Here is a 14,279-nt window from a genome sequence, read left to right as displayed (position 1 = left end):
TTAAGTTTACTTTATATTTACAATTCCGTCTCCAGAACTGAGGGATACTGATTGGCAGTGCGGAACGACTTGAGCCAAGGTCTCAAGTCTCGGTTTGAAGCCTCGCAAAATCAGCGAGTCTCCAAACACGCCCGGTGGTGTAAGCGATAAATCGCTAACGCCACTTTCACTGCCAATCAGCATCCCTCAGTTCTTCCGACTAGGTTAACTTTAGACAGAGAATATTATCGAAGGCATTTCCAATCATATATATTAAGATTAAAAATTAAAAAAAGCTGTAGAATGCTAGTTCAGCACAAATTTCATATTTTATGGATTTAATCAAAATACTTACCAATCTCTAAATTCCACAACAAAAAAATAGCCATATCTCATATAAAAGAGACATAGCTATTAAAAACCATTAAATTTTATCAATCATTATTTAGTAACAATCTTAGACAAATCACCAAGGTTAGCAATCAGATGGTTAGCAATAACCAATTGAGTTAAACGGTTATTCTTAACCTTTTCGTCTTTAGCCATAATCATATTTTCATCGAAGTATGAATCAATGACTGGACGTAATGCTGCTAATTGTTTGAATAAATCTTCAGCGTTGTCATCGTTAACTTTGGCTACTTGTTCCTTCAATTGTGATTCTGAAGGATTTTCGAACAAGTTATCATCAACTGATAAGTCATCTGAGTAACCAAATTTAGCTTTCTTAGATAAGTTAACAATTCTTCCAAGTGCTTCCATAACAACCTTGAAGTCGTCATCAGCAACATGTTTTTGAAGAACTTCTGCAACATCGATCATTGCAATTGGGTCAACGTTTGAACCTGAGGCAACGGCATCTACGATATCATTTCTAATACCTTTTTGATTCAACAATTGGCGGACACGGTCAATCATGAATTCATTGATAGCTTTTTCATTCTTACCTAAGTCTAATTTAGCAGGTACTGTCAAGTTGGCCTTTAAGTAATCTTGTAGGTCTTCTAAGTTCATTGACCATTGATAGTGATCAAGAATTCTAACGATACCATAAGCTTGACGACGCAAGGCATATGGGTCATTTGAACCACTAGGGATTAAGTCAACTGCATAGAATGTTACTAATGAGTCGATTTTATCAGCAATGGCTAGAGCTGCACCAACTTTACTTGCTGGCAAAGCACCTTCAGCTGAAATTGGCATGTAATGTTCACGAATGGCTTGAGCAACAGCTTTAGTTTCACCCATGATTTCAGCATACTTCTCACCCATGACACCTTGTAGTTCTGGGAATTCGTCGACCATACTTGTTACAAGATCAAATTTATAAATGTCGCTGGCACGGAGCAAATCTTTTGTTTCAGTAGCATCTAGTTTAAATAATTTGGCTAGATGTTCTGCAATTTGGTGGACACGAGCCATTTTTTCATACATAGTACCAATCTTAACGTGGAAATTAACTGTCTTAAGTTTTTCAACGTAGTCAGCAATGCTCTTCTTTTGATCTTCTTTGAAGAAGAAATCAGCATCTTCTAGACGAGCAACTAGCACTTTTTCATTACCACGAATGACATTTTCGATATGTTCTGAATTACCATTTCTTACACCAATAAAGTATGGAGCAAGTTTTCCAGCTTGATCACGAACATAGAAATATCTTTGGTTATCTTTCATTGAAGTAATCAAAACTTCTTCAGGAATTTCCAAATATTTCTTGTCAAATGAGCCGTAGAAAGTTGTTGGGAATTCAACTAAGTTGTTAACTTCTTCCAATAAGTCAGGATCTACATCGATATCCCAGTTGTTATCTGTAGCAATTTTACTAATTTGATCAGAAATAATTTGTTTACGTTCTTTAGCGTCAACAATAACAAATTGTGACTTAAGTTTTTCAACGTAATTGTTAGCATCGTCAATTTCAACGTCTTCACCAAGGAATCTGTGACCACGTGTCATACGACCAGATGTGATATCAAGAATCTTCACGGGAACTTCTTCAGTATCAAGTAGTGACACTAACCAGTGGATTGGACGGATATATTCAAAATCATATGAACCCCAGCGCATTCTTGTTGGGAAAGTGATGGCCTTAATAACTTCATCCATATGGCTCAAAACTGTTTCAACTTTTTGACCATCTTCGTGTTTTTGAATATAAGCATATTCAACACCTTTTAACTCTTCAAAGAAGATATCATCTGGTGTCATCCCTTGTCCACGAGCAAAACCTTGAGCGGCTTTTGTCCAGTTGCCATCAGCGTCTTGAGCAATTTTCTTTGAAGGACCTTTAGCTTTAACGTCAATATCAGTTTGTTTTTCAGCAATGCCTTTAACAAAAATTGTTAGGCGTCTAGGAGTAGAAAACTTTTCAATTGAATCAAAAGAAATACGATTTTCTTTAAGGAATTTTTCAGCTCTTTGAGCAAATTGATTAACACTCTTAGTTACAACATGGGCTGGCATTTCTTCCAAACCGATTTCTAGTAAGTAATTTTTAGTCATTTTCGTTCTCCTTTACTTCACTGTTTGCCAACAATGGGAAACCACGTTTCTTTCTTTCTTCAACGAAGGCTTTAGCTACCTTGTGGGCCATCTTTCTAATACGTGATAAGAATGCAGCACGTTCAGTAACTGAAACAGCACCACGAGCATCTAACAAGTTAAATGTATGTGAACATTTCAAAATATAATCATAAGCTGGGTGAACTAAACCTAAATCCATCAAGCGGTTGGCTTCTTTTTCATATTCATCAAAGAATTTGAACAACATATCTTGGTTACTTTCTTCAAATGAATACTTTGAATGTTCATATTCAGGTTCTTTAAAGATATCACCATAAAGAACACCGTCGCCCCATTCCAAATCGTAAACTGAGTTAACGTCTTGGATGTATGAAGCCAAACGTTCAACACCATAAGTAATTTCACTAGTTGTTGGGTGACATTGTAGTCCACCAACCTGTTGGAAGTATGTAAATTGAGAAACTTCCATACCGTCTAACCAAACTTCCCAACCAACACCGGCACAGCCCATTGAGGGGTTCTCCCAGTTATCTTCAACGAAACGAATATCATGTTCCAAAGGTTCAATCCCTAAAGCACGTAATGAATCTAGGTAGTATTCTTGGATATTTTCTGGAGCTGGTTTCATAACAACTTGGAATTGGTGGTGTTGATATAAACGGTTAGGATTTTCACCATAACGACCATCGGCTGGACGTCTTGATGGCTCAACGTAAGCAGCATTCCATGGTTCTGGTCCAATTGCACGTAGGAATGTGTATGGACTCATTGTTCCGGCACCTTTTTCTGTATCGTATGCTTGCATCAACATACAACCTTTATCACCCCAAAATTTTTGAAGTGTGAGAATCATATTTTGAACATTTAACTTCTTTACCATTTTTTCTCCCTTCAGGCAGAACACAAAAAATCCCTTGCAGTGTACACTTAGGCACTTTCTGCAAGGGACGAGTATTCGCGGTTCCACCCTAATTCAGGACCGAAGTCCTGCACTTTTATATTCGATTTAATTGTACGCCATAAATCTAATCGAAGCTTTCACTATCCTTCGTCGCTGTTTCAACATACATCAATATAACCATTTTTGACTTTATTGTCAATCACAGGCTTAGTCAGTAACTAAAAGCGCCAACGCTTCATTTTATCAATAAAGGTTTTGCTCTTAGGATAATAGCCGACCGTCCCCAAATAAATTGCATCAATCGCATGTTGAATTAAATCTTTATTATTTTCTTTAATTTCAATCTTACCTACTTGGCCTAAATCAATTTTACTAAATAGTCGCAAAAAATAAACGATTCGCTTTGGAATATGCAAACGATGAATATCGCTGTCAAAATGTTTCGAACATAACAGTCCACCTAAAAGGACCGAAACATCGAAATTTCCTTCGGTCTCGCCCCCAACAACGCAGGAATCCATATTAGGCGCAACACCAAAAGCCTCTAGTAATTTCATTTGCATGATATTAACGATAATTTGCGCATCATAACCATTTTCAATATAAAGTAAGGCTTTAAATAATAGCCGATACCAACTGTCGGGCACTGGATCATCAACAAACGCTTCATGATACAAGTCAAACAAAAACGTCGCATAAGCATTTAATTCGATATCCTGCATAATTTCATTAAATTGCTTAATATTGCCGGCTGAGTTCAAATATGACAAGCCATCATTTTTGACAATACCAGCATATTCACCATAAGAAAAGGTTATCACTGAACCAGATATTTTCGACTTAGCCGTTTGTGTTCCACGTACTAGAAAAGTTTTAAAACCATACTCTCTAGTTAAAATGGTAACCAGAGCATCTCTTTCCTTATAACGCTGACGACGAACAACAATACCAAAAAAGTTAGTTGGCGTGTTTGCCATTAATCTTTAAAGTCCTTCAATGAGTAACCAGCACTTGCTAGAAAGGCTTTATCGTCACGCCAGTTCTTCTTTACACGAACCCAAAGTTTCAAATTAACTTTTTCACCAAGCAAATGTTCAATCTTAATTCTTGAACCAATACCAATGTTCTTCAACATAGCACCACCGCGACCAATAACAATTGGTTTTTGGCTTTCACGTTCAACGTAAATATTAGCTTCAATTTGAAGTTTACCAGCTTCACTACGTTGATTCATTGATTCAACCACGACCGCAATCGAATGAGGAATTTCATCTCGTGTGTCTTCCAAAATCTTTTCACGAATCAATTCACCGACAATAAAGTACTCTGGGTGATCAGTAATTTGGTCATCTGCATAATATTGTGGTCCAACTGGTAGATGTTTCGTCAAAGTATCAATTAAATCATCGATATTATTACCGTTCGTAGCTGAAATTGGAATGATTTCGGCAAAATCCATCAAATCTTTGTATTCATCAATTTGAGGAGCCATTTCATCGGGATTGATTAAATCAATCTTATTAAGCACTAAGAAAACCGGAGCTTTAACTTTCTTTAATTCTTCAATAATAAACTTGTCACCAGGTCCAGCTTGTTCGCCAGCTTCAGTCATAAACAGAACAGCATCAACTTCTTTTAAAGCTGAGATAGCTGCTTTATCCATATATTGATCCAAGTCATTGTGAGGCTTGTGAATACCAGGTGTATCCAAGAAAATGATTTGACGTTCATTGTCAGTATAAATACCTTGGATTTTATTTCTAGTCGTTTGTGCTTTTGGTGAAGTGATAGCAATTTGTTCTTTAATAATCCGGTTCATAAATGTTGATTTACCAACATTGGGGCGTCCAATAATGGCAACGAAACCTGATTTATAATTCTTATTATCCATAATTAATCCATGTCCTTATCACTGAATGCTAGTGGCAAAATTTCTTTGAAAGTATATTCTTTAAAATCATTCGTTTTATTAGCTAAATAAACAATGTCTTCTGAGTCCATAAACTCGCTCATAACTTGACGACAGGCACCACAAGGCTTTGATAACTCTTGTGTTCCATTAATTATGACAATCTTTGAAACGTGCTTAGCACCTTCAGAAACAGCTTTAAAAATCGCCGTCCTTTCAGCACAATTCGTAAGTCCGTATGAGGCATTTTCTACGTTGACCCCAGAATAGATTTTTCCATCATCACATAAAATTGCTGCTCCAACCGTGTAATGTGAGTAAGGTGCATAGGCGTTTTCCATCGCCTTACTTGCAACATCAAATAATTGCTTTTCAGTAATTTCCACTAGTTCAGTCTCCTTTTTTGTGTATCTCAGTTAATAATTATAATACAGATGAATGTTTAAAAAAAGGATTTGAAATAAAAGTCACGAAATACGTGTGGGGTGGTTAAATATTCCGCCTCCAAGAGCAAGAAATTTAGATAGCTATGGGACCGATTCGAGCCAAAGGGCGGTCTCGAATCTCGCTTTTGAACCTCGCAAGAACCGCGAGTTTCAAAAGTCGTCCCGTGATGTAAGGGATAAATCCCTAACATCACCTTCACAGCGACCTAAATTTCTTGCTTTTTCCGGCTAGTGTGCTCTTTATTTTTGAAGAAACAGTGTCTCACCATGTCGTTGATAACTAAGATAATAGGGTATAGAACATATTCGAATCTTTTGATTTAAATTACTTTCAAATTCAGAGTCAAAAATGTCAACTATCACCACATATTCCTAAAATATGCTTTGGCTTTACTACCTAGCACCTTTCCCAGTACAAGCCCTAAAAGTTACTCTTCAAACTTCCCACATTCTTAATTACGACTGAAGTACTGCCGTCTGGATTCGTTTCAAACTCAATTGCATCCCTATCCTTCAATAAACTTATCGGTACATTGATTTCGATGCCATTGTCTAACTTAATCTTTTGTCGCTCATATTTCTTTTCAAAATAATTGATATTTGGCACTGTCACAACTGGCTCAATGGCTTTCTTGGACAGTTGCTCCTTGAACTCTGCTTTAGCATCTTCTTTCTGCTCAAAGACCACATCAGCAACGTAATCATTGTCAATCACGCCATCGGTTTCAAGGCTATCATGGATTGCCTGTTGTGTTTTAGAGGTAATCGTAAAGTCATCCGCATCATCATATTTTTCCGAAATTTTTTGAATCGACTTCTTGATCTGCTTAACATTGGTTGACACTTTATTTGGTACCGCCTTAACATCAAGAAAATCCCTGGACATCAGCCATTTACCGCTTTCGCCAGTATATTGTTGTTCACGAATTTTCACTTTTTTTGCGTCAATCAAAATCATATTTTTGACACCTTGTCCCGGCGAGGGCAAAATGCTGTTGTTTTGAATGATGTTGTTCACTAACGCATCCTCGTCATATTCAACGTTATGAATATAACGCTTAGTATAGTCCAGCTTGGCAATCCCAATCACTGGGCCCAAATCGTCAAGTTCAACATTAAAGAATAACAAGTCGCCACCAGGAATTTTTCATTCGCCTTGATAGCTTCAAAATAATCTAAGGCAAATTTTTCCGTTAGCTGTTGGAACTCTCCACGACCATTCCAAAATTGCTCAAGCATCGGAATTCGTGATAAATCTAGCTCCACATACTCACTATTTTCAAATTTATCAATCACTTTTTCAACATACTTAGAAACTTCAAGATTGTCCCTGGGAATCTCCTTTTGCGACAACACTGCGTTGCCAGAATCCTTATCCAAGATATGGTCAATTATGTTTAGAATTCGCATTCGTTTTCCTCTCTATTAACTACCAGTTACAACTGCTAGTATTGAAATTCTATTTTAGTAAAAAACAACTTCTCCTATCATACCTAGTGTCGCAAAAGAAATCTATCACCACACACAGAATACGTGTTTGAAAATGGTGATGTTTTGTTCGATGGTGAATGATTATACCGATATTTATAAACTCTACTTAATTGAGGCCAAAAAAAGAAACCCAATTTTATGGATTTCTTTTTTTGTTCCACTCTATTCGATTTATTTCTCTAAACCATAAGCGCTTAGAATTTTTTCTTGCAAACCAATCATAACTTTTTCTTCTTCAGGCTTGATATGGTCATATCCATTCAAGTGCAAGATTCCATGAACGATTGTGTAACCTAGTTCACGATCAAAGGAGTGTTCATAATCCTTAGCATGTTCATCAACAATTTCGACACTGATAAATAAGTCACCTAAATCAACTGGTAAATCCGGAATTTGAGCTTCTAGATAATCAAGTGAATCTTCACCATCGTTGATAGCAAAGCTGATTACGTCAGTTGCTCGGTCGGTATCACGATATTCTTTGTTGATTTCATGAATTTTATCTTTAGTAACAAAGTGGATCGATAGTTGTGTACTATCTTTTAAATCCAATTTGTTGAAGGTGAATTGGACAATATCTTTAACCCAATTTTCACGTTTTTGATCAATTAAATTATCATCATTATAAATTTCTAAGTCCATAATAATCCCCAGTAATTATTTTTCTATTTTATCTGAATCTTCATAAGCATCAATGATTTCAGCTACAACTGGATGTCTGACAACATCGGCTGAACTAAAGTTAACGAATTCAACGTGTGGCAAATTAGTTAAAATATGTTGTGCTTGAACTAATCCACTCCGTGTATGTCCTGGTAAATCGATTTGCGAAATATCTCCATTTACAATCATCTTTGAACCAAAACCTAAACGTGTCAAAAACATCTTCATTTGTTCACGTGTCGTATTTTGAGCCTCATCTAAGATTACAAAAGCCTCATCCAAAGTTCGACCACGCATATAAGCTAATGGCGCAACTTCGATCACTCCACGTTCCAACAAACGACCAGTATGATCTGAACCCATAATAGCATACAAGGCATCATAGATAGGCCGCATATATGGGTCAACTTTTTCTTTCAAATCACCTGGCAAGAAACCTAGACTTTCACCAGCTTCAACTGCCGGACGTGTCAAAATAATTCTTTGCACAGTACCTTGTTTCAAAGCAGCAACCGCCATAACAACAGCTAAATATGTTTTACCAGTACCAGCAGGTCCAATTCCGAAAGTAATGTCATTGTGATTAATGGCATTAACATATTGTCTCTGACCAAAGTTTCGTACACGAACAGGTTTGCCACTGAAATCTTTAATTAATTCATCTTTGTACAAGTCACCGAAATAATCTAAAGTTCCACGCTCAACCATCTTAAGGCCACTGACAACATCAGCCGCACCAAGACTAACACCCGACTGGACTAATTCCATCAATTTACGCAACAACGATGTTGCATTATTCACATTATTTTCAACACCTGACACATCTAATTGATCACCAAATGCATGAATTTGAACATCCAAACCTTCTTCAATCAAATGCAAGTTACTATCATTAACGCCAAAAAGGTTAACCGCATTTTGAGGATTCTTGATTTGAATGCTCTTTTTAATTTGTTCAACGTTTTCTGTCAATAAAGTTCGATCCTCCCGTGTATTACTTTGAATGATAGCACACCAAGTAATACTAATCACTTATATAACGCTATAATATCAGTTAAATATAACGCTTGGCTAATTAAATATGCCGCCTCCAAGAACAAGAAATTTAGGTCGCTATGGGGACCGCCGACAGCCTTGTGTCTTTCGGCTCGATTTTGAACCTCGCACAAATCGCGAGTTTCAAAATTCGTTCCGTGATGTAGGCACTCAAGTGCCAACGCCAGCCGCACAGCGATCTAAATTCTTGTTCTTTCCGGCTAGTTCATTACTTACCTTTGAATTAATAGTAAATAACTTTAAGCACTATCTACCATTAACGACTGAAACGATAAGATATGAAGTACATTTCGATTTTAAAAACCATTTTAAATTCATGGTCAAAAAATCAACTAGCGCTACGCATTACTTAATTTTATTTTACCACTCTGATTATACTAATAATACGCATTGTAACAGTTAAATGCACCAACCCGGCTGATGCTAATTTAGCCCTTCTTACTTTGACAATTGCAATGTTTTTAGCAGTCTGTTTTATAGGTTACTAAACATCATTTTTTTAAACATTTTATCCTACAATTAAAAACTACCATAATCTGCTATTTTGAACTTCATTAGACGTCAAAAAAAAGCCCGCACAAGCAAATGCCTGTATGGACTTTCTTAATAAACTATCGATTAACGACGTTTCTTATTGCGCTTACGAGCAGCCTCTGACTTAAGCTTTCTCTTAACACTTGGCTTTTCGTAAAACTCACGTTTTCTATATTCTTGAAGAGTACCACTCTTTGAAACGGAACGTTTGAATCGACGAAGAGCATCATCAAGCGACTCGTTTTCACGAACGACGGTTTTTGCCATATGATAATCCCTCCTTCCGATTTTTAACGTAACTGTACTATTGCTCTAGCAGTTCATATGTTATTATAACAAAAAGAAGCTAATGTTCAAATATTTTTTTACATTTTTTTGGAGGAATTTATTATGAATCAGAAATTAGACGTTTTTGTTCTCTCCGATGGTGTCGGAGAAACCGCTTTAAGAGTTGCTAGAGCAGCATTTATCCAATTTCCAGAGATGGATACCACATTTACAAAATATCCATTCATAAAAATGGACATGCAGCTAGAAAATATCTTATCTATGGCAAAAGACAAGAAAGCAGTCGTTTTACACACGATTGTTTCAAAAGAAATTTGCAATAGAATCAACCAATTTTGCCAAGATAACGGAATTGTTTATTACGATATCCTTAACCCTATTATTGGTACCTTCTCACAAATGACTCATCAAGAACCTCTACGCAAAAAAGGATTGCTTCATGAACTAGATAAGAACTACTTCGATATGATTTCGGCGATGGAATTTACGATAACAAACGACGATGGTCAAAACCCTAAAGGATTGCTCGAAGCTGATTTAGTTTTGCTAGGAATCTCCAGAACTTCGAAAACCCCTCTATCGCTCTATCTAGCCAACAAGAATATCAAGGTTGCTAACTTACCGCTAGGACCAACAACTAACCTCCCAGAGCAATTATGGAGCGTTGACAAGAAGAAAATCATTGGCTTAACTAATGATATGAACGTTTTACTCAAAATTCGTCGTCAAAGAATGATTGCATACGGTCTTGATCCTGACACAACATACTCAGACAGCGACGAAATCAAGAAAGAATTAGACTACTCAAACGAAATTTACAAAGAACTTGGTTGTCCCGTAATCAACGTTGCCGACCGTTCAATTGAAGAGACAGCCGCTATCATTATGGAAAAACTTCACTTCAACGGTTACCAAAATAGTTAACAGTATGAGTACAGCTTAGATTCGACATTACCATCTTTGGTTAATAATGAAACAAAGCGAGTTCAGCTTTCGAGCACTAAGACAAATGGCTCCAGTAATCCGATTTGGATTATTGGAGCCATTTACTGTTTTAAGCAAAAAAATCTATGTCCTGTTTCACGTGCTGAATATATAAAGCTGACTAAATTGCCTAATACTTTCCAGCTAACAAGTTTTCCTTCATCTGCGGATCAAAGACATTACTACGTAACATTTCAATTTCAGCTTTATATGGTGCGACACCCTTTTTATCATTTTCATCTTTCTTAACATAAGGTGTTTCCATAATCTTGGGTACATTCTCCAATTGTGGATGATGAGCCACATAACTCAAAGCATCAAAACCAATCGTTCCAAAACCGATATCTGTGTGGCGATCTTTATGTGAACCCATTTCATTCTTAGAATCATTCAAATGGATGACCGACAACTTGTCTAAACCGATAATATGATCAAATTGATTCAATACACCATCAAAATCATTTTTTACATCATAACCAGCATCGTTCATATGACACGTATCCATTGTGACTGATAATTTATCATTCTGTGCGCAATTATCAAAGATTTCAGCAATTTGTTCAAAAGTAATCCCTACTTCAGTTCCCTTACCGGCCATCGTTTCAATCGCAACACTAACTTTTTGATCTGGCATAATTGCTTCATTCAAAGCTTGACCAATCTGTTTCAAGGCCACATCTGCACCAGCCTTTAAATGAGCTCCAGGATGAAAACTAATTGCTTCAATTCCTAAAGCATCAGCTCGAAGAAATTCATCATGCATAAATGAAATCCCAAACGGTAATTTATCTGGTTTAATAGTATTTCCTAAATTAACGATGTAGGGAGCATGACCGATAATATGATCAATCCCATATTCCTTCAAAAGTTTTTGACCTTCGGGAATCTTCATATCGGAAACATCTTTACGGCGAGTATTCTGTGGTGCACCCGTAAAAATCATCATTGCGTTTGCTCCATAGCTGTGTGCCTCTTCAGCTGAGCCGACCAACATTTTAGGTGCCTTCATTGCAACGTGCGAACCTATTATCATCAAAAAACCTCCCTGACTTTAACTAACAAAATTATAGCATAGGAATATCGGCCAACGAAAATGGACTGTGACATAACTATTTTTGCCTTAAACATGCAGCATAAACGTGAGACAAAACATAGCTTTTTCCGCTTAAACCAAACAAGACCGCAATCCAAAATCGGGTTCTTTCTCAATTTTGGTTATAGAATTGAATATAAAAAGGCTAGATGCTTTTTCTGAATTTATATCTGGAAAAGCATCTAGCCTTTTACTCATATTCAATTTCAAATAACACATAATCCCTTTATCGAATCAATTAGTTATACCATATAAAAAAACAACGAATATATTAGTCTCTGGGTGCAAGAAATGTTGACAGCAGTGAGGGTGGTGTTATGGCTTTAGCCATTACACCACGGGACGAGTTTTGAAATTCGCGTACTTTGCGAAGTTCAAAATCGAGGTTCGAGACCGCCTTTCGGCTCGAACCGGTCCCCACAGCGCCAACATTTCTTGCGCCCAGAGACGGCAACTAACCAACTTTGTCCCACTCTCTGAATTAATAAATATGTGCCTGATAAAATCGTCCCATGACTCGTACAGTATCAGTAACACTTACGAAAGCATGTTGATCAGACAGGGCCATCGCATTTTCCAAATCATGTAATTCTGAACGGGAAATAACAGTGAACAAAATTGTCTTTTCTTCATGTTTATAAGCACCTTCAGCATCATGAACAATCGTAATACCACGGCGCATTTCATTTTGAATTTGTGTAATAACATTTTTAGGTTTAGATGTAACAATCATAACTTGAAGTTTTTGATCCTTGTTATAAATCATATCAATAACTTGACCATTGATGAAGATACTGACCGCACTATAAAGCGCGTGGACCCAACCAAATAGGAAACCAGCACATGCAACGATAAAAATGTTGAACATAATATTAATTGTTCCGACACTTTTACCAGTCTTCTTACGCAAAATGATTCCTAAAATATCAATACCACCAGTAGATATTCCGTTTCTCAAAGCCATCCCCGTACCAAATCCATTGGCAACCGCACCAAAGATAGCACAGACTAATGGATCGGCCGTAATTTTAACTGGTGGCAATAAATGCATCATTGTACTGGCTAAAGCAACCGCAATTATCGTAAAAATCGTGAATTTGTGATCGATCTTACGCCAAGCCAAGACGAACAATGGCGCGTTTAATGCAAAGTACATCACCGCAGTCGATAAATTAAATGGCATCCAGCGATGCGAAATCGTTGAAATCAATTGCGCCGCACCTGTTACACCAGAACCATAAATACCACCCGGTGTCCAGAACATATTAACCGCAATCGAAACAGCAATTGAATATAAAAATGCTATTGAAATTTTGGATAAGTTCTGATGTCTTTCAATCAGCTTATCTAATTCACCCATACTAAAAAATTCTCCTAGTCGTCATAAGTTACCTAAACATATTAGCACAAATAGCAGTATTTTCAGCCTATTTCCGATGTTTTTTCATGAATTCTGCCCGTCCGCCACTCTCTTCGAGTTCAAAACGTTCCGGATTCTTTTTATAAAAGTCTTGATGATAATCCTCAGCTGGATAAAAAGTTGTTGCAGGTTGAATTTGTGTGACGATTGGATCAGAAAATTCTCCCGACTCAACTAAAGCTTTTTTAGAAGTCTCAGCAATTTCTTTTTGAGATTCATTCTGATAAAAAATCACTGGACGATAGCTGTCACCACGATCTTGAAATTGACCCATGGCATCGGTCGGATCAGCTATTTGCCAATACAATTCAACTAAATCTTTGTACGAAACAATGTCAGCATCATAAGTTATCTCAACTGATTCAGCATGTCCCGTAGTTTCCGTACAAACTTGTTCATACGTGGGATTAGCAACATGTCCTCCACAGTAACCAGATACAACCGAAATGATCCCTGGTTGTTCGTCAAAAGGTTGAACCATACACCAGAAACAACCTCCAGCAAAAATCGCAGTCTCTTTTTTCATTTATTCAGCATCTCCATCTTCAACATATTTCTTATAGTCAGCATACCCCTTTTTATCCATTTCTTCATATGGGATAAATTTCAAAGATGCCGAATTAATGCAATAACGCAAGCCGCCTTGATCTAGCGGACCATCAGTAAAAACATGACCCAAATGAGAGCCAGCAGCTTTGCTAGTAACTTCAGTCCGTTCCATACCAAACGAACTGTCACGATGTTCTTTTAGCTTGGCAATTGGTTCTGTAAAAGAAGGCCAACCACAGCCAGCATCGTATTTCTTGGCCGATGAAAACAACGGTTCACCACTGGCAATGTCAACGTAGATACCCTTTTTGTAAAAGTCATCATATTTTCCACTAAAAGGACGTTCCGTGGCAGCATTTTGAGTTACCTGATATTCTTCATCAGTTAATTTACTCAAATCCTTTTTATACTCTTCTGACATCAAACCACCCTCTCTATATACA

At 37.0% G+C, this 14,279-nt stretch carries 15 protein-coding genes; 1 reads left to right on the top strand and 14 read right to left on the bottom strand.

All coding sequences use genetic code 11. The features are described 5' to 3' along the window. Positions 1 to 420: 420 nt before the first annotated feature. The 10 genes from glyS to rpsU all read right to left on the bottom strand — a co-directional run bounded on the left by glyS (position 421) and on the right by rpsU (position 9,769). The gene (gene glyS, locus D1B17_RS06370; protein ID WP_120142488.1) at positions 421 to 2,481 is read right to left on the bottom strand and encodes a glycine--tRNA ligase subunit beta; all 2,061 of its coding nucleotides are present in this window, start codon (positions 2,479 to 2,481) and stop codon (positions 421 to 423) included. Further along, positions 2,474 to 3,382, bottom strand: a complete 909-nt coding sequence (gene glyQ, locus D1B17_RS06365; RefSeq protein WP_120142489.1) for a glycine--tRNA ligase subunit alpha — start codon at positions 3,380 to 3,382, stop codon at positions 2,474 to 2,476. Before glyQ ends, glyS begins: the two co-directional genes overlap by 8 nt. A 239-nt stretch (positions 3,383 to 3,621) precedes the next feature. After that, the gene (recO, locus tag D1B17_RS06360; protein ID WP_120142490.1) at positions 3,622 to 4,380 is read right to left on the bottom strand and encodes a DNA repair protein RecO; all 759 of its coding nucleotides are present in this window, start codon (positions 4,378 to 4,380) and stop codon (positions 3,622 to 3,624) included. Next, positions 4,380 to 5,294, bottom strand: coding sequence for a GTPase Era (gene era, locus D1B17_RS06355; RefSeq protein ID WP_120142491.1), 915 nt, complete (start codon positions 5,292 to 5,294; stop codon positions 4,380 to 4,382). The genes recO and era overlap by 1 nt, the downstream gene beginning before the upstream one ends. Before the next feature lie 2 nt (positions 5,295 to 5,296). After that, positions 5,297 to 5,653, bottom strand: a complete 357-nt coding sequence (locus tag D1B17_RS06350; protein ID WP_237389337.1) for a cytidine deaminase — start codon at positions 5,651 to 5,653, stop codon at positions 5,297 to 5,299. A gap of 526 nt (positions 5,654 to 6,179) precedes the next feature. Further along, complete coding sequence (locus D1B17_RS06345) at positions 6,180 to 6,887, bottom strand: nucleoid-associated protein (protein WP_166806636.1); 708 nt, start codon at positions 6,885 to 6,887, stop codon at positions 6,180 to 6,182. Further along, positions 6,845 to 7,168: a hypothetical protein gene (locus tag D1B17_RS06340; protein ID WP_120142493.1), complete on the bottom strand. Its 324-nt coding sequence runs from the start codon at positions 7,166 to 7,168 to the stop codon at positions 6,845 to 6,847. The genes D1B17_RS06345 and D1B17_RS06340 overlap by 43 nt, the downstream gene beginning before the upstream one ends. Positions 7,169 to 7,420: 252 nt before the next feature. Next, entirely contained in the window at positions 7,421 to 7,891 is a 471-nt protein-coding gene (gene ybeY, locus D1B17_RS06335; protein WP_120142494.1) for an rRNA maturation RNase YbeY, read from the bottom strand. A gap of 15 nt (positions 7,892 to 7,906) precedes the next feature. Beyond that, positions 7,907 to 8,884 (bottom strand): PhoH family protein, encoded by a 978-nt coding sequence (locus tag D1B17_RS06330; protein WP_120142495.1) that lies wholly within the window; start codon positions 8,882 to 8,884, stop codon positions 7,907 to 7,909. Between the two features lie 702 nt (positions 8,885 to 9,586). Next, positions 9,587 to 9,769: a 30S ribosomal protein S21 gene (gene rpsU, locus D1B17_RS06325; RefSeq protein ID WP_010019742.1), complete on the bottom strand. Its 183-nt coding sequence runs from the start codon at positions 9,767 to 9,769 to the stop codon at positions 9,587 to 9,589. Between the two features lie 123 nt (positions 9,770 to 9,892). Here rpsU and D1B17_RS06320 point away from each other — a divergent pair, with 123 nt between their 5' ends. Then, positions 9,893 to 10,714, top strand: coding sequence for a pyruvate, water dikinase regulatory protein (locus tag D1B17_RS06320; protein ID WP_120142496.1), 822 nt, complete (start codon positions 9,893 to 9,895; stop codon positions 10,712 to 10,714). 190 nt (positions 10,715 to 10,904) lie between these two features. On the opposite strand, the gene D1B17_RS06315 is transcribed toward D1B17_RS06320, so the two are convergent. From D1B17_RS06315 to msrB, 4 genes are all read right to left on the bottom strand, one after another. Further along, the gene (locus tag D1B17_RS06315; protein WP_120142497.1) at positions 10,905 to 11,807 is read right to left on the bottom strand and encodes a deoxyribonuclease IV; all 903 of its coding nucleotides are present in this window, start codon (positions 11,805 to 11,807) and stop codon (positions 10,905 to 10,907) included. Between the two features lie 541 nt (positions 11,808 to 12,348). Further along, on the bottom strand, positions 12,349 to 13,227 hold the full coding sequence (locus tag D1B17_RS06310; RefSeq protein WP_120142498.1) for a YitT family protein: 879 nt from the start codon (positions 13,225 to 13,227) through the stop codon (positions 12,349 to 12,351). A gap of 67 nt (positions 13,228 to 13,294) precedes the next feature. Beyond that, complete coding sequence (msrA, locus tag D1B17_RS06305) at positions 13,295 to 13,813, bottom strand: peptide-methionine (S)-S-oxide reductase MsrA (protein WP_120142499.1); 519 nt, start codon at positions 13,811 to 13,813, stop codon at positions 13,295 to 13,297. After that, positions 13,814 to 14,257 carry a peptide-methionine (R)-S-oxide reductase MsrB gene (gene msrB / locus D1B17_RS06300; RefSeq protein ID WP_120142500.1) on the bottom strand — a complete coding sequence of 148 codons (444 nt, stop codon included), beginning with the start codon at positions 14,255 to 14,257 and terminating at the stop codon, positions 13,814 to 13,816. It lies immediately after the preceding gene. Positions 14,258 to 14,279 lie beyond the last annotated feature (22 nt).

It is taken from the genome of Companilactobacillus zhachilii (genome assembly GCF_003606365.2).
In the GTDB taxonomy this organism is placed as follows: Bacteria; Bacillota; Bacilli; order Lactobacillales; family Lactobacillaceae; genus Companilactobacillus; species Companilactobacillus zhachilii.
Note: the sequence above shows the minus strand (reverse complement) of the source record. Positions and strands in the feature narration are given on the sequence as shown.